Raw genomic sequence first — 14,860 nt, 5'->3', positions numbered from 1 at the left:
TCGATCTGACCAGCGTTGAGGAATTCGCCGCGGGCATCAGCCTGAGCAACGACCTTGGTGAAGGCGTCGAACATTGAGTTAGCTCCTGTTCTCGACGTCGAACGTCGGGATTGGGTGGGTAAGGGGGTCGAGTCTGGAGCGTCAGTCCGGGGGGAGGCCTGGCTGACGTCGACTGCGTCGTTGCTTTCGATGATCGCCTGGCCAAGGCCGGGCATCGCTCCGAAAGACCTACCTATTGTTGGTGACAGTGTCCGGTGGATGGGAGCGCCTTAATAAATGGTCACTACCGCCAGGATCCAAGCGGCCGCAAGCGTTCTGGCCACCTGAGCGTCCGCTGGGGTTCAGCCTGGACGGTCGATCCCGCGGAGGGGTGTAAGGCCCGCTGCCCCGACCACCCCGTCCGGCCCATGAAAAAGGGCCCCCATGGAGGGGACCCATCGCATCACCGGAGCGGGGCCCGGCCTCAGCCTTCCGCCTTCGCCTTGCCCTTGCGGGGGGCCGGCGCCTCGGAGCCACCGGTGCCGCCGCCGGTCACGGAGACACTCACGATCTTGCCGCCCATGGCATGGACCAGACGCATGGTCTCGTTCATGCGGGTGAACGGCACGTTCATGACCATGTCCGCGGTGCGGGAGTAGTCGTTGTTGTTGACGCCGGTGACGGTGAACGCCACCTGACGGGAACTGTTGAGGCCGGTGCCTCGGGTACCTGCGGAAACCTTCATGGGTTCGGAGGGGTAAGGGGGGTAAGGCTGAACGGAGGCCCGGATCAGTTGACCGGGGTGATGCTGGCGATACGGCCGCCTTCGCGCAGGATCTGCTGCTGGGTCTGCAGCAGCTTGTTGAAGGGGATGAAGCGCACCCGGTTGCTGCGCTTGTGCAGGCGGTAGTTGTTGAAGCCGGAGATCTCGACCCGGAAGGTGCGACCTTCTTCGCCGGCACCGACACCCTGGCGGGTGATGCCGTCGGTGGGGACCTTGCGGAAGACGCTGCCCCTGGCGTTGGGGCTCACCACGGGCATGGGGGCCTCGGCATGCACCGAGGGGTTGAGGCGCGACTGGTTCTTGAGCAGATCGCCCCGCACCGAGGCGCCCACGCCCCGGGTGAGCTGCAGCATGTAGGAGAACTGCAGGCCCTGCTGGCCGGAGGAGTAGTCCCAGCCGTGCAGGTAGGGAACCACCTCTTCACCGAAGCGGTTCTGGTACTCGGCGCTGTCGAGGTAGGAGTCGATCTCGGCGTCGTAGCCCTGCTCCTGCAGGATCGTGAAGTGGTGCAGCATCTCGGCCTTGTTCTGGGGAGCCCGGCCCAGGAGATGCTTGAAGTTCAGCTCGATGAAGCGGTAGGGGTTGGTGCTTTCAAAGAACTTGGCCTTGTAGAGACCGCTCTTGGCCACCTGGCGCACGAACTCCCGCACGCTCAGGTAGCCGCGCTTGAAGAGGGACTCCGGACCCGTGAGCCTCTCGCTGGCCATGACGTACTGGTTGCCGAGCACCTGCTTGTAGACGGCGCGGATCAGGGCGGCCTTGTCGTTTTCGGTGGCGTTCGTCCAGTTTTCCTTGTTGCGGTCGCTGGAGAAACGCTCGATGCCCAGATAGGCAGCGTTGGCAAGTGTCATGAGCGTGGGTGCCGGGGGAGAGGCGTTGGAGAGAAGGTCAGTGGGCAGGGCGCATGGGCAGGGCGCAAGGCCGCTGCCGTTGGGCAGACGCCTTCGAGGACGGCTGCAGGAAACGTCCCGATCATGGGCTGCAAGGCGGATCCTATGGGCCTGTCCGCTCGCCACGACAGGGTTTTCAGAATCGTTACAAACCCCCCGGCCGGGGACACCCCTGGCGGGCCGGCCCCACGCCGATACCATCCGGCCATCATCCCGGTGCCGTCATGGCTTCTGTTGTATCCCCATCCGAGGACGCCTCCCTGCGGTTGGCTGATCAGCTGCAGGTGTTGTCCCAGGTGACCGAAGCGCTCACCTACCGCCTGCTGGAGCTTGAGGAGCGCCTCGGGGGCCACGAGGATCGCATCGGGGCGCGGCTGGAGGAGGTGGCCGACCTGGAGGCCGCCCATGGGGCCGCCATGGACGAGCGGCTGGGCGACACCGAGGAGCGCCTGGCCAGGATCGAGGCGGCCCTGCGGGGTCTGGATCGCAGCGGCACCTCCCGCCATCTGCAGGCGGTGCATCCGCCGGCGTTGCAGCAGGAGGCGCCAGCCTCCGTGGCGGGCGCGGAACCCTTCGACCTGGCCTCGGAAGAGATTGATCCCTTCCTGGATGAGGGGGAGCAGCCTTTCATGGACGAGCTGATCGCCGGCTGAAGGAGCCCCTGGCCGTTCAGGTCTCCAGCCAGGCGGACGGGAGTTCGGCGCGGTAGTCGTCGGTGCGCTCGAACTCGAAGGGGCCGGCCAGGGATCCCCAGAGCTGCTCGTGGGTGGCCGGATCGTGGCCCCGGTCGATGGTGCGCATGCCCCGGGCATCGATCTCGAAGCTGCTGACCAGGTACGCCACGCTCCCCTTGCGCTCCACGAGGCAGCGGCAGCCCGGCTCCACCTCACCGACGAACCCGTCACCCACCTCCCGCACCACGTAGGTGCAGCCCTCAAGGGGCATCAGGTCGGCGTCCCCGATGTTGCGGCGTCGCCCCTCATCCTCGATGGCGCCCCAGAACCGCTGCTCGTCCTGCAGGGCCTGGTTGTGGATGATCAGTGCGCCGTCGCGGCGCTCGGCGCGCAGCACCCGGATTCTGTAGGGCGTGCCGGGTGAGATGGCGTAGGACTGCTCCAGGAGCAGGGAGCCTGGCGCCAGCTGGGGCAGCGGCCGGAACTTGACCAGGATGTGGGCGTAGAGCGGAGGATTGTCGAAGGCCTGGCTCTGGTTGCTGAAGCCGCCGCTCAGGAGCTGGAGGAGGCGGGCGAGGGAGCTGCTCATGGGCGCCACTTAAAGGTCGAGCAGGCGGATCCGGAAGGCCCCCACCTGACGGGCCATGGCCGGATCGGCCTGGGCGAAGGGGTGGGCCGCCACCCGGCCGAGGATCGCCTCGAGCTTCTCGGTGCTGGAGAGCCCGTGGGAGGGATCCTCTCGACTGTGCTCCTGCCAGGCCTCATCGAACGCCTGGGCGAAGCTGTCGGCGTTGTTGAAGATCTGGCTGGAGGTCGAGGGCTGATGGGGCATGGTGATGGGCTGCAGAGCAGTCCGCACGCAATGCCAGGACCCAGATTTGAACTGGGGACACGGCGATTTTCAGTCGCCTGCTCTACCAACTGAGCTATCCCGGCCCGTCGCCGAAGCGACGCAGCGATCTTAGATCACGGCCCGCTGCCGGATCGGGCCGTCCGGGTGCGCCCCCGGGGCGTGCGGGCCAGGCAGAGGAGTCCCACCACCTGCCAGCCGAGGCTCTCCAGGGCCGCTGCGGCGCTGCAGCCGGTGGCCCCGCTGGTGAGGATGTCGTCGACGACCAGGACCGGCCGGCCCAGGGCCTCGCCGAGGCGCGGCCCGCGGCGACAGCGGAAGGCTCCCGCCTGGTTGGCCAGGCGCAGGCTTCGGCCGAGGTGGTGCTGGCCGAGCACCGGCCTGGAGCGCTCCAGCAGATCGGCGCGGCGGTACCCCAGCTGGCGGACGAGCTGGCGGCACACCAGCGCCGGCAGGGGATTCCCCTGCCGTTTCCAGCTCGGCACCGGCACCAGCAGCGGCCGCTGCCGCCACAACGGCAGCCCCTCCGCCAGCACCTGCACCAGGGCGCCCACCCTGGCGGGATCCGGCCGCTGCCGCAGCCCGAGCAGCAACCGCCGCAGCTCGCCGTCGTAGGACCCGGCCGCCCACCAGAGCAGGGGCTCGTTGCCCTTCAGGGCCCCCGCCGGCAGGGGCAGGCGCTGGCGGCAGTCCGGGCAGGGCGCACCGGGCTCATGCCCGGGCGGTTGCAGGCCCCGGCAGAGGGGGCAGGGGGTGGCGGCGATCCAGCCGAGCGGGAGCTGGCACAGGCGTGTGAGGAGGGTCAGGGGTCCGGCGCCGCCGCTGGCGGCGCAGTCGCTGCCTCAAGCCTTCCCGGGGAGCGACCGCAGCATGGCCACCAGGGTGCGGTGGGCGTCCTCGCTGTCGGTGAGGGCGTGGTCGAAGGGCACCTCCACCCGGGTGCCGTCCACCTCCAGGCGCATCGCCTCGGGCTCCACGGCCACCATCCGGGCCTGGCGGGCCTCGGTGCAGCCGCCGTAGTGGCGGGCGTAGGCCAGCACGGCCTCGGCGTGGTCGTCGTTCATGTGCTTGCAGATGCGGTCGCTCACTGCAGCGGTGAGGGGATCGGCGGCCATGGGTTCCGGTCGGTTGGGGGAATTCTGGGCTCAGGCGCCGGCGAACCGCTGCCAGAGCAGCAGAGCCAGCCGCAGGCCGCTGAAGCCCACATAACCGGCCAGCACGACGAACAGGGCCATGGCGAGGATCGATTGGAGACGTTCGTTCATGGCCGAGGCAGGGGGGAGTCGGCCCCCATCCTGGAGCTGGCCCGCGCCAGCAGGGCCATGCCCAGGGCCGCCGTGCGTTTCGGTCGGTTCAGCACCGGGACCCCCAGGGCCCGTGCCCGCAGGGCCCGCCACTGGCTGTTGCGGGCGCCGCCGCCGACGCTGATCACCCGCCGCAGTTCCGGCGCCCCCAGCTGCCGCAGCCGCCGCCAGCCCGCCACCTCGATGGCCGTCAGGCCCTCCAGCAGGGCCTGGAGATAGCGGGCATCACTCGTGGGCCTCGGTTCCAGGATCGGCTCCAGCTCCGGGTCGTCCACCGGGAAGCGTTCACCCCGGCGGCTCAGGGGCCGCAGGGCCAGCCCCGTGGGACGGTCCGGCGTCATCTGGCGGCTCAGCTCGGCGATCTGGGCGTCATCGAAGAAGCGGCGCAGGATGCCGGCGCCGGCGTTCGAGGCTCCCCCCGCCAGCCAGCGGCCGCCCACCCGGTGGTTGCTGAGCCCGGCCCCGGCCAGGGGGGCGGCCACGAACTGCTTCAGCACCAGGGTGGTGCCCAGCACGGCGATGCCATCACCCTCCTGGGGATCGGCGGCCAGCACCGCCGCATTGGCATCGGTGCTGCCCGCCACCACCTGGCAGTCGGCCGGCAGGCCCAGGGTGGCCGCCGTCTCCGCAGCCAGCGCGCCGAGGCGGCTGCCGCTGCTGCGGATCGAGGGCAGGGCACCGGCACCCAGGCCTTCGGCCACCCCCGCAGGCCAGCGGCCCTGCGGCAGGTCCCAGCCCAGGCGCACGTTGTTGCCCTCCTCGCCCCAACGCCAGTCGTCCAGCAGCCAGCCCATCAGCCAGTCGGCCTGGTGGCGCAGCAGCAGGCCTTGGGCGAGGCCCGCCTCCCGGGCCAGGGCCAGCAGGCGCAGGGCCCGGGCCAGGCTGCCGCTGCTGCTGGCGGCGGGATGGTCGGCCCATGCCCCGTTCTCCGCGGCCCCCGCCCCCGCCTCCGCGGCCAGCAGGGTGGCGATGGCCCCGGCCTGCTCCGGACAGGCTTGGTGGTAAGGCAGGGCGGCCGCCAGTGGCGGCGGCAGCAGGCGTCCCCCGGGCCCGCAGGCCAGGAGGGTGCCGGAGGTGCCATCGACGGCGAGGGCTGTCACGCGCCGGCGGATCTGCTCGGGCACGGCGGCCAGCAGCTGGATCAGGCCCTGCCTCCAGGCCTCCGGCTCCTCGAAACGGCCTGGGTAGGGGGCCTGCAGCGCCAGCACCGGAGCGTCGGGCTCGCCACCGGGTGCTCCGGCGTCGGCCAGAACGGCCAGGCGCAGGCCGCTGCTGCCGAGGTCAACCCCCAGATACAGCGCTGACACGGCTCGCCGTGGCCTGCTTGAGGGTGGCGGCGATGGCGGTCACGTCCTCCCAGGGGAGGTCGAGATCCTTGCGGCCGAAGTGGCCGTAGGCGGCCACGTCCTGGTAGAAGCGTCCGCCCCGCTGCTGGGGCAGTTCCCGCAGGCCGAAGGCTTCGATGATGGCGCCGGGGCGCAGGTCGAAGTGCTCCTGCACCAGGGCGGTGAGATCGGCGTTGCTGAGGGCGCCGGTGCCGAAGCTCTCCACCAGGATGCTCACGGGCCGGGCCACGCCGATGGCGTAGCTGAGCTGCACCTCGGCCTTGTGGGCGAGGCCGGAGGCCACCAGAGCCTTGGCCACATAGCGGGCGGCGTAGGCGGCGGAACGGTCCACCTTGGTGGGGTCCTTGCCGGAGAAAGCCCCACCGCCGTGGCGGGCATAGCCGCCGTAGGTGTCGACGATGATCTTGCGGCCCGTCAGGCCGGCGTCGCCCTGGGGGCCGCCCACCACGAACTTGCCAGTGGGGTTGACGTAGAAGCGGGTGCTCTCCTTGGAGGGCTTGAGGGGCAGATCGGCCGTGGCGGGCAGCACCACATGCGTCCAGAGGTCGTCCTTGATGCGCTGCTGCACCGCTTTCTCGTCGCTGATCCCCTCCACTTCGGCGGTGTGCTGGGTGGAGATGAGGATCGTGTCGATCGCCACAGGGCGGTCGTTCTCGTACACCACGCTCACCTGGGTCTTGCCGTCGGGCAGCAGGTACCCGAGGCTGCCGTCATGGCGCACCTGGGCCAGCCGCAGGGCCAGCCGGTGGGCCAGGCTGATGGGCAGCGGCATCAGCTCCGGGGTTTCGTCGCAGGCGTAGCCGAACATGATGCCCTGGTCGCCGGCGCCCACCTTGTCGAGGGGATCTCCGTCATGGTCGTCGGCCTCATCCACACCCTGGGCAATGTCCGGCGACTGCTGATCAAGGGCGATCAGCACGGCGCAGCTGCGGGCGTCGAAGCCGCCGGCGCGGGCGCCGCTGTAGCCGATCTGTTCGATCACGCCCCGCACCAGGGTGTTGAAGTCGACGCGGGCGTTGGTGGTGACTTCCCCTGTGATCAGGCAGAGGCCGGTGTTCACCACGGTCTCGCAGGCCACCCGGCTGGAGGGGTCCTGGGCCAGCAGCGCGTCGAGCACGGCGTCGCTGACCTGATCACAGATCTTGTCGGGGTGGCCTTCCGTCACCGATTCCGAGGTGAAGACGAAACGGCTCATAGGGGCAGGGGGTCAGTCGATGGCTGAGCTTATTCCCGTGGGGCGACCATCCCAGTGGCGCTGGAACCATTGGGGGGTATGGCGGCGTTCCCCGGCACGACGGCGAGCTCCCGCCAGTGGTCCAGCTGCAGGAAGGAGCCGTCCAGCGCCACCGGCCGACGCCAGCCTGCCCGGTAGCCCAGGACCACCGGCACCCCGGCGGCCCTCGCCATGCGCAGGTCGCTGTTGGCGTCGCCGATCAGGGCGCAGCTCTCCACCGCCACGCCCAGCTCCGCGCACAGGCCATGGACGGCGGCGGGGTCGGGTTTGCGGGGCTGATGCTCGGCGCTCCAGTGGGCCTGCACGTAGGTGGCCAGATCGTGGGCGGCCAGAAAGGCTTCGATGCCCTCCACGTGGTCGTTGCTGATGACGGCGCAGCGCACTCCCGCCAGGCGCAGGGCCTCCAGCAGGGACCGCAGGCCCGGGGTGGGGGCCGGTCGCTGCTCACTCCCCTGGCCGTGCAGGGCATCGGTGCGGGCGAACACCGCCTCGGCCGTGGCCAGGGCTTCGGGCCAGCCGAGGCCCACCTGGGCCAGGGCGGTGGCGGTGGCCACCAGGTTCTGGTCGCGGCTGGCCACCGCCATCGTGCCGGCCGGGTGGATGCCCTCGGCGGACAGGCCATAGGCGCGATGCAGCAGGGCGCCCAGGTCGCGGTGCCGCTCCGGGTCGTGCTCGGCCAGGCCGGCCAGGGCCAGACAATGAAAGACCCTGGCCTGGGCCAGGGCCACGAGCATCGGCTCGCTGTGGCTCATGGTGCCGTCCTTGTCGAACAGCACCGCCTCCAGGGGGCGGTCCCCGCAGGGCAGCGGGGTGCCCCGCAGGGAAAGGTGAACCATCGTCAGCGGATCCGGCGCGACCTCATTCCAGGGAGACACCCATCGGCTCGTTGTCCTCGGCCTGCTCGAGCAGCATCTGCTTGTAGCGGGCGGCCATCTCTTCGGCCTTGTCGAACACCTTCTGGGGATCGCTGAGCATGTCGCCCGGCTCCGGCTCGAGGGCCTTGGTGGACAGGGAGATGCGCCCCCGCTCGGCGTCGAGGTCGATGATCATGACCTTCATCTGATCGTTGACATTGAGCACGGTGTGGGGGGTCTCGATGTGCTCGTGGCTGATCTCGGAGATGTGCAGCAGGCCGCTGACACCCCCGATGTCGATGAAGGCGCCGTAGGGCTTGATGCCCCGGACGGTGCCCAGCACCACTTCGCCCACCTCGAGGCGATTCATCTTGCGCTCCACCAGGGCACGGCGATGGCTGAGCACCAGACGGTTGCGCTCCTCGTCCACCTCGAGGAACTTGAGGGGGAGGAAGTCGGCGACGAGTTCCTCCTTGGCCTTGCGGGTGCTGATGTGGCTGCCGGGGATGAAGCCCCGCAGGCCCTCCACCCGCACCAGGGCGCCGCCGCGGTTGGTGGCGAACACCTCGCTGTAGATCGTGGCGTCCTCCTTCTGCAGCTGGCGCACCCGCTCCCAGGCGCGCTGGTACTCGATGCGACGCACCGACAGGGTGAGCTGGCCGTCCTCGTTCTCCTCGCTGAGGATGAAGAACTCCCGCACCTCGCCGGGCTCAAGCACGTCGGAGAGGTGCTCCACCCGGTTGATCGACACCTCCTGAAGGGGCATGAAGGCGGCGGTCTTGGCGCCGATGTCGATCATCGCGCCCTTGGATTCCAGGGCGAAGACGGTGCCGTTGACGACGTCGCCGGGCTTGAAGTTGTAGTCGTACTTGCTGAGCAGGGCCGCGAACTCGTCCAGCGTGAAGCCCACACCGTCGCCGTCCCGTGCGCTGACACGGCTGCTGGAGTCGTCGGCGCTGGGCACCTCTTCCGGGATCGCCAGATCGAGATCGGCGCTGGCCTCCACGTCGGTGGCCTCCTCGCCGCTGATCGGCGTGAGGGCCTCGAGGGTGTCGGCTTCGGAAGAAGGAGTGAGGGTCATGGAGCTGGGGCGGTCTGCCGGTGGCAGTGCGAAGGAACGGAATGGCTGCCCGCCTGCAGCGCAAACCCGATCAATCACTCTATCAATGGACCGGCTGGCTGATCCGTTCCCTGCCCCGGTGCCCGGTTCAGCCCACCACCGCCAGCCGGTTCTTGGTCTTGGCGCGGCTGCCCAGCCCTTCGAGGGTGGCCACGAAATCGCTGACGCTCTGGAACTGGCGGTACACGGAGGCGAAGCGCACGTAGGCCACCTCGCTCATCTCCCGCAGGCGCTGCAGCACCAGCTCACCGATCTCATTGCTGCTCACCTCCCGGCCGACCCGCTGCTGCAGGGCCAGTTCGATGTCGTCGACGACGGCCTCGAGCCGGGCGGGTTCCAGACCCGTCTTCTCGCAGGCCCGCAGCAGACCGTGGAGCAGTTTGCTGCGGTTGAAGGTTTCCCGGCTGCCGTTGCGCTTGACCACGGTGATCGGAACGGTCTCGACCCGTTCGTAGGTGGTGAAGCGAAAATCACAATTGAGGCACTCCCTGCGCCGCCGCACGCTGCGCCCGGAATCGGCGGCCCTTGATTCCAGAACGCGGCTGTCGGTGTGTTGGCAGGAGGGACATTGCATCCCCGGGCACGCGTCCAATTGTTTGGAGTGTAAACAGCTACGGGCACAAAGAGAAGGGGGGTGCCTCCCGGTCGCGGGCTGAAGCATGAAAAAACCCCCGGTTTCCCGGGGGCTCGGCATCAATCTGGACGGATGGTCACTTGCCGATCTTCGGGGGGTCGCGGAAGGCGATCGCGAAAAACAGCGTGGAAATGGCCAGGGCCAGGATCAGGATGTAGGCGAAGCTCTCCATGGGAATCCTCGGGGGGACTGGCGGTCAGCTGAGGGTGGAACCGGCCGGGGGCACGTAGCCCTCGGGAAGGCGCCGGGTGGAACGGTCGCCCAGTTTGGCGAACAGACCGAACTCCACCTGCTCACCCAGATCGGGGTCGATCCCGGCGAAGACATCACGGTAGAGGGTGCGGGCACCGTGCCAGATGTGGCCGAAGAAGAAGAGCAGGGCGAAGCAGGCATGGCCGAAGGTGAACCAGCCGCGGGGGGAGCTGCGGAAGGTGCCGTCGGAGTGGTAGGTCTCCCGGTCGAACTCGAAGGCCTCGCCAAGCTGGGCCTTGCGGGCCAGGCGCTTGACGTCGGCAGGGTCGGTGAAGGTCTGACCGTTGAGGGCACCGCCGTAGACGGTGGCCGTCACACCCTGCTGTTCGAAGGAGTACTTCGCCTCGGCCCGACGGAACGGGATGTCAGCGCGGACGATGCCCTGGTCGTCCTGGAGCACCACCGGGAAGTTCTCGAAGAAGTTGGGCAGACGCCGGACCTCGAGCTCATGGCCTTCCTTGTCGGTGAAGGCGATGTGGCCGATCCAGGAGGTGGGCAGGCCATCACCGTTGATCATCGGGCCCACGCGGAACAGACCACCCTTGGCGGGGCTGTTGCCGACGTAGTCGTAGAAGGCGAGCTTCTCGGGAATGGCCGCGTAGGCCTCTTCCTTGGTGGCGCCGTTGTCGAGGGCGGTCTGGACGCGACGGTTGATCTCCGTCTTGAAGTAGCCCTGATCCCACTGATAGCGGGTGGGGCCGAAGAGTTCCACCGGCGTGGCGGCCGAGCCATACCACATGGTTCCGGCCACGATGAAGGCCGCGAAGAACACCGCAGCGATGGCGCTGGCCAGCACCGTCTCGATGTTGCCCATGCGGAGAGCCTTGTACAGGCGCTCCGGCGGACGGGTGGTGATGTGGAAGATGCCGGCGATGATGCCGACGATGCCGGCGGCGATGTGGTGCGCCACGATCCCGCCCGGGTTGAAGGGGTTGAAGCCCTCCGGTCCCCAGGCGGGCTGCACCGGTTCGAGGTGTCCCGTCAGGCTGTAGGGATCGGAGATCCACATCCCGGGCCCGAAGACGCCGGTGAGGTGGAAGGCGCCGAAGCCGAAGCAGCCCAGGCCGGCCAGCAGCAGGTGGATGCCGAAGATCTTGGGCAGGTCGAGAGCGGGCTCCCCGGAGCGGGGGTCCTGCCAGATCTCGAGATCCCAGTAGGTCCAGTGCCAGATGGCGGCAAGGAAGAGGAGGCCGCTGAAAATGATGTGGGCGGCAGCCACGCCCTCGAAGCTCCAGAAGCCGGGGTCGACGCCGGTTTCACCGGTGACGCTCCAGCCACCCCAGCTGCCCGTCACACCCAGGCGAGCCATGAAGGGCATGACGAACATGCCCTGGCGCCACATGGGGTTGAGGACCGGGTCGGAGGGGTCGAAGATCGCGAGCTCATAGAGCGCCATGGAGCCGGCCCAGCCGGCTACCAGGGCGGTGTGCATGAGGTGCACGGCCAGCAGTCGGCCCGGGTCGTTGATGACGACCGTGTGCACCCGGTACCAGGGCAATCCCATTGGGGGGTCAGGTCTGGGTTGACAGTTGCCGAAGCCGGTCGCCGGGGCGATGGCGGCTAAGGAGACGCTCGGTGATTACCGATCCGTGCTGGCGATGGTAAGGGTTGCGGGCAACGGCACGGGGCCCAGGTAACGGACCGCAACGGCGCGCCTCACAATGGGAGCCGTCCTGTTCCCCCGAGGCTTCTGCCATGCCCGTGATCCGGTTCGTGCGCGAGCAGCGTGACGTGGAGTGCTACCCGGGGGAGAACCTCCGCGAGGTCGCCCTGCGCGAAGGCATCGAGCTGTACGGCCTCAAGGGCCGGCTGGGCAACTGCGGGGGCTGCGGCCAGTGCATCACCTGCTTCGTGGAGGTGGTGGAGGGCGGGGCGGCCAACGCCCTCACGGAACAGACGGCGGTGGAACAGCTCAAGCTGAGACGGCGCCCCCAGACCTGGCGGCTGGCCTGTCAGGCCCTGGTGCAGAAATCGGTGATGGTGCTCACCCGGCCCCAGGTGGGACTCGCGGACCGGGAAGGCGACCTGGCCAGGGCCCTGGCCCAGCCCCTGCCGGAGGGGCCCACCGCCTGGCCCGTCCCTCCCGCCGCCGAGGAGCCGGAGGAGGAGGACGCTCCATCCGCAACGAGCGATGAAGGGGGCGTCCTTCCCGCCGATGGGCGGTGATACGTTCTCAGAACCTCACCAGCAGTCATGGAAACCAACGACCTCGGCTTCGTTGCCAGCCTCCTGTTCGTTCTGGTTCCCGCCGTCTTTCTGATCATTCTCTACATCCAGACGAACAGCCGCCAGGGCGGCTGAGTCGCCCTCAGCGCGCCCGCCCCTCCGGCTCCCGCACCAGCAGCACCGGAGCCGGGGCATGCACCCGGATGTAGTCGCTGACCGAGCTGCCCAGAAGCTTGTCGAGATCCACCAGGGCCCGGGCCACCAGCGGCCTGCGGTCCTGGGAGGCAATCACCACCAGGTCCGCCTTCGCCTCCTCGGCGGCGGCGCAGACGCCTCGGGCGATGTCGCCCGTGCGATGCAGGCCTTTCATCTCCACCCCGAAGCTGCGGGCCCGCTGGATCGCCTTCTGCAGCACGTCGTCCCCGGGGGTGCGTCCCCCGCGCGAAGGGGTGATGTCCTGGCGGGACACGTGCACGCCGGTGAGGCTGCCGCCGGGGATGCCCTGCACCAGTTCGCAGGCCAGCCGCAGGGCGTCGTCACCGACCCCGGTGCCGTCGATGGCCACCAGGACCCGGTTGATGGCCTTCACGTAGAGATCGTCCCGCACCAGCAGCATGGGCCGGGTGGAGAGCTGGAAGACGTACTGGCTGGCGCTGTTGCCCAGGATCGACTGAAGCCGGCCCAGGCCCCGCGACCCCATCACGATCAGGTCGGCCTCCAGCTCATCGGCCACGTTCAGCACGGTCAGCTTGGCGTCGCCCTCCCGCACCAGGGTGTTGACCTCGCCGGGGCTGAGACCGAGCCGCTCGATCGCCTCCTTGATCAGCACCTCGGCCTGCTGGCGGTGGGTCTCCAGATCCAGACCCCCCTGCTCGGGGATCACGTGCAGCAGGTTGATCCGGGCCTGACGGCAAGGGGGGATGTCCCGCAGGATGCGGACCATCTCCTCCACATGACCCTTGCCGGAATCGGCGATCAGCAGGTTGCGGAACACGGTCGTCAAAGAGGCTCTGGATCAGCCTATGGCTGATCCTGTTTCCGCACTCCCCTGTGGTGAAGACCGTGATGCAGCGCTCCGAAGCGGCCTGGTGGTGTCTGAACCGGCGGGTGCTGCCGCAGCACACCGATCACGCCGGCGTGATGTGGCACGGGGCCTACCTGGCCTGGCTGGAGGAGGCGCGCGTCGAGGCGCTGGCCCGGGCCGGCCTCCACTACAGCGACCTGTCGTCCCGGGGGCTGGAGCTGCCGGTGGTAGGGCTGCGCATCGACTACCGCCAGGCCCTGCTCCACGGTGACGCGGTCGCGATCCACAGCCGGGTGCTGCCGCGGCAGGGCGTCAAGCTTTCCTGGCAGAGCCGTTTCCTGCGCCCCGACGGGGGGGTGGCGGCCGAGGCCAGCGTCGACCTCGTGCTGGTGGATCTCTCCGCTGGGGGCTCCCGGCGGCGGCTGCAGCGGCGGCTGCCACCGGACCTGGAGCAGGCCCTGGCCATCCTGAGGAAAGGGCCGACAGGCACCGACAGCCAGCCATAGTACGCTTGTACTGTTGTTCAGGTGCTGGCGCGGGCCATGGGAGATCTGGTGCAGGGGGTGTTCCCCCGCAGGGCCATCCCCACCTGGGACCGGCAGCAGCGCCTGTGGTGGCTGCTCTGGAGCCGCTGCCCGGGTCTCGGTTGGCAGCGCCTGCGGGCCCTCGAGGCTGGGTGCGGTGGTCTCGCCGCCGCCTGGGGGGCCTCCGCCGCCGAGCTGGCAGCGGTGCCGGGCCTGGGGGAGGGGCTGGTGGCCGCGGTGGTGCGCTTCCGCCGCCAGTGGGGGCCCAGGCCCCTGGAGGGCTTCGCGCCCCGGTGCCGGTTCGGCCGCGGCGTGCTCGTCCCCGGCGACCGGGGCTGGCCGGCGGGCCTGCGGCGGCTGCAGCGGCCGCCCCTGCAGCTGTGCTGGCAGGGCCGGGGCAGCCTCTGGCCGCACCTGGGCCATCGCCGCGCCGTGGCCGTGGTGGGCACCCGGCGACCGTCCCTGCATGGCCTCTCGATGGCCCAGGCCATCGGTGCCGCCCTGGCCGAGGCGGGCTGGCCCGTTGTGAGTGGTCTGGCGGAGGGGATTGATGGCGCTGCCCATCAGGGGTGTCTAGAGGCCGGAGGAGCCCCGGTCGGGGTGCTGGGCACACCGCTGGGTCGCGCCTATCCCCTCCATCACGCGCTGCTGCAGAGCCAGGTGGCCCGTCAGGGCCTGGTGGTGAGCGAGCTGGCCGAGGGCACCGCCGTGCGCCCCGGCAGCTTCGCCGCCCGCAACCGCCTGCTGGTGGCCATGGCCGCTGCAGTGGTGGTGGTGGAGTGTCCGGTCGTCAGTGGGGCGCTGCATTCGGCCGAGCTGGCCTGGCAGCTGGAGCTGCCCCTCTGGGTGGTGCCGGCCGATGCCGGCCGCGCCTCCGCCCTGGGCAGCAACCGGCTGCTGGCCCGGGGGGCCACGCCCCTGCTCCTCCCCGCCGACCTGATCGGCCAGCTGGGTCCCGGTCCCCTGGCCCGGTCCGGTCCCGGGTCGGGCCCGCCGGCGGCTGCGGCGGCCGCGTCCGGCCAGCCCGCCCACACCCGGCCGGCTGACGCCGGTGCGATGGCGGCCGAAGGGCTGCTGGCGGCGGTGGGTGGCGGCGCCAGCCTCGAGCAGCTGAGCCTGGCCCTCGATCGCCCCATGGCCGAGCTGATGCCCCGGCTGCTGGAGCTGGAGCTGGCCGGGCGGCTGCGGGCCGAGGCGGGCCTCTGCTGGCGTCCCTGCTGAGACT

At 69.8% G+C, this 14,860-nt stretch carries 19 protein-coding genes, 1 tRNA gene and 1 pseudogene; 5 read left to right on the top strand and 16 right to left on the bottom strand.

Features of this window, described 5'->3' with window-relative positions:
• The 3 genes and pseudogenes from KBZ08_RS16280 to KBZ08_RS16270 form a co-directional block, all read right to left on the bottom strand.
• Positions 1-215, bottom strand: a pseudogene (locus KBZ08_RS16280) (hypothetical protein); the annotation flags it as partial.
• A gap of 248 nt (positions 216-463) precedes the next feature.
• Positions 464-724: a phycobilisome linker polypeptide gene (locus KBZ08_RS16275; RefSeq protein ID WP_106221922.1), complete on the bottom strand. Its 261-nt coding sequence runs from the start codon at positions 722-724 to the stop codon at positions 464-466.
• Positions 725-768: 44 nt separating this feature from the next.
• On the bottom strand, positions 769-1,614 hold the full coding sequence (locus KBZ08_RS16270; protein WP_106221924.1) for a phycobilisome rod-core linker polypeptide: 846 nt from the start codon (positions 1,612-1,614) through the stop codon (positions 769-771).
• 263 nt (positions 1,615-1,877) lie between these two features.
• On the opposite strand from KBZ08_RS16270, the gene KBZ08_RS16265 reads away from it, so the two are divergent.
• Positions 1,878-2,306 carry a hypothetical protein gene (locus KBZ08_RS16265; protein WP_254974290.1) on the top strand — a complete coding sequence of 143 codons (429 nt, stop codon included), beginning with the start codon at positions 1,878-1,880 and terminating at the stop codon, positions 2,304-2,306.
• Between the two features lie 16 nt (positions 2,307-2,322).
• Here the strand turns inward: KBZ08_RS16265 and KBZ08_RS16260 are convergent, their stop codons facing one another.
• The 12 genes from KBZ08_RS16260 to psbB form a co-directional block, all read right to left on the bottom strand.
• Positions 2,323-2,916 carry a chromophore lyase CpcT/CpeT gene (locus KBZ08_RS16260; protein ID WP_106221928.1) on the bottom strand — a complete coding sequence of 198 codons (594 nt, stop codon included), beginning with the start codon at positions 2,914-2,916 and terminating at the stop codon, positions 2,323-2,325.
• Positions 2,917-2,925: 9 nt separating this feature from the next.
• Positions 2,926-3,159 carry a hypothetical protein gene (locus KBZ08_RS16255; RefSeq protein ID WP_106221930.1) on the bottom strand — a complete coding sequence of 78 codons (234 nt, stop codon included), beginning with the start codon at positions 3,157-3,159 and terminating at the stop codon, positions 2,926-2,928.
• Between the two features lie 31 nt (positions 3,160-3,190).
• Positions 3,191-3,263, bottom strand: a tRNA-Phe gene (locus KBZ08_RS16250).
• A gap of 30 nt (positions 3,264-3,293) precedes the next feature.
• Positions 3,294-3,770 (bottom strand): ComF family protein, encoded by a 477-nt coding sequence (locus KBZ08_RS16245; RefSeq protein WP_254974289.1) that lies wholly within the window; start codon positions 3,768-3,770, stop codon positions 3,294-3,296.
• A gap of 249 nt (positions 3,771-4,019) precedes the next feature.
• A complete protein-coding gene (locus KBZ08_RS16240; RefSeq protein ID WP_106221934.1) occupies positions 4,020-4,292 on the bottom strand; it encodes a DUF2470 domain-containing protein in 273 nt (90 codons plus the stop codon).
• A gap of 146 nt (positions 4,293-4,438) precedes the next feature.
• Positions 4,439-5,788: an FGGY-family carbohydrate kinase gene (locus tag KBZ08_RS16235; RefSeq protein WP_254974287.1), complete on the bottom strand. Its 1,350-nt coding sequence runs from the start codon at positions 5,786-5,788 to the stop codon at positions 4,439-4,441.
• A complete protein-coding gene (gene metK, locus KBZ08_RS16230; RefSeq protein ID WP_106221939.1) occupies positions 5,763-7,022 on the bottom strand; it encodes a methionine adenosyltransferase in 1,260 nt (419 codons plus the stop codon). The genes KBZ08_RS16235 and metK overlap by 26 nt, the downstream gene beginning before the upstream one ends.
• 29 nt (positions 7,023-7,051) lie before the next feature.
• Positions 7,052-7,897, bottom strand: a complete 846-nt coding sequence (locus KBZ08_RS16225) for an HAD family hydrolase (protein ID WP_254974283.1) — start codon at positions 7,895-7,897, stop codon at positions 7,052-7,054.
• Positions 7,898-7,919: 22 nt separating this feature from the next.
• Entirely contained in the window at positions 7,920-8,996 is a 1,077-nt protein-coding gene (locus KBZ08_RS16220) for a 30S ribosomal protein S1 (RefSeq protein ID WP_106221942.1), read from the bottom strand.
• A gap of 127 nt (positions 8,997-9,123) precedes the next feature.
• Positions 9,124-9,609, bottom strand: a complete 486-nt coding sequence (nrdR, locus tag KBZ08_RS16215) for a transcriptional regulator NrdR (RefSeq protein WP_106221944.1) — start codon at positions 9,607-9,609, stop codon at positions 9,124-9,126.
• Positions 9,610-9,745: 136 nt separating this feature from the next.
• A complete protein-coding gene (locus KBZ08_RS16210) occupies positions 9,746-9,841 on the bottom strand; it encodes a photosystem II reaction center protein T (protein WP_010314684.1) in 96 nt (31 codons plus the stop codon).
• A gap of 24 nt (positions 9,842-9,865) precedes the next feature.
• Entirely contained in the window at positions 9,866-11,425 is a 1,560-nt protein-coding gene (psbB, locus tag KBZ08_RS16205; RefSeq protein WP_254974280.1) for a photosystem II chlorophyll-binding protein CP47, read from the bottom strand.
• Between the two features lie 191 nt (positions 11,426-11,616).
• On the opposite strand from psbB, the gene KBZ08_RS16200 reads away from it, so the two are divergent.
• Positions 11,617-12,087 carry a 2Fe-2S iron-sulfur cluster-binding protein gene (locus tag KBZ08_RS16200; protein ID WP_254974278.1) on the top strand — a complete coding sequence of 157 codons (471 nt, stop codon included), beginning with the start codon at positions 11,617-11,619 and terminating at the stop codon, positions 12,085-12,087.
• 27 nt (positions 12,088-12,114) lie between these two features.
• Positions 12,115-12,222 carry a photosystem II reaction center protein PsbM gene (psbM, locus tag KBZ08_RS16195; RefSeq protein ID WP_015109223.1) on the top strand — a complete coding sequence of 36 codons (108 nt, stop codon included), beginning with the start codon at positions 12,115-12,117 and terminating at the stop codon, positions 12,220-12,222.
• Between the two features lie 7 nt (positions 12,223-12,229).
• Here the strand turns inward: psbM and KBZ08_RS16190 are convergent, their stop codons facing one another.
• A complete protein-coding gene (locus KBZ08_RS16190) occupies positions 12,230-13,081 on the bottom strand; it encodes a universal stress protein (RefSeq protein ID WP_106221948.1) in 852 nt (283 codons plus the stop codon).
• 71 nt (positions 13,082-13,152) lie between these two features.
• On the opposite strand from KBZ08_RS16190, the gene KBZ08_RS16185 reads away from it, so the two are divergent.
• Positions 13,153-13,617: an acyl-CoA thioesterase gene (locus tag KBZ08_RS16185; RefSeq protein WP_106222005.1), complete on the top strand. Its 465-nt coding sequence runs from the start codon at positions 13,153-13,155 to the stop codon at positions 13,615-13,617.
• A gap of 36 nt (positions 13,618-13,653) precedes the next feature.
• On the top strand, positions 13,654-14,856 hold the full coding sequence (locus KBZ08_RS16180; protein WP_106221950.1) for a DNA-processing protein DprA: 1,203 nt from the start codon (positions 13,654-13,656) through the stop codon (positions 14,854-14,856).
• Positions 14,857-14,860: the final 4 nt, after the last annotated feature.

The sequence above is a fragment of the Cyanobium sp. Candia 9D4 genome (assembly GCF_024346155.1).
Taxonomy (GTDB): Bacteria; Cyanobacteriota; Cyanobacteriia; order PCC-6307; family Cyanobiaceae; genus Cyanobium; species Cyanobium minutissimum.
The sequence above is the reverse complement of the archived record's forward strand: the minus strand, read 5'-3'. Positions and strand labels throughout refer to the sequence as shown.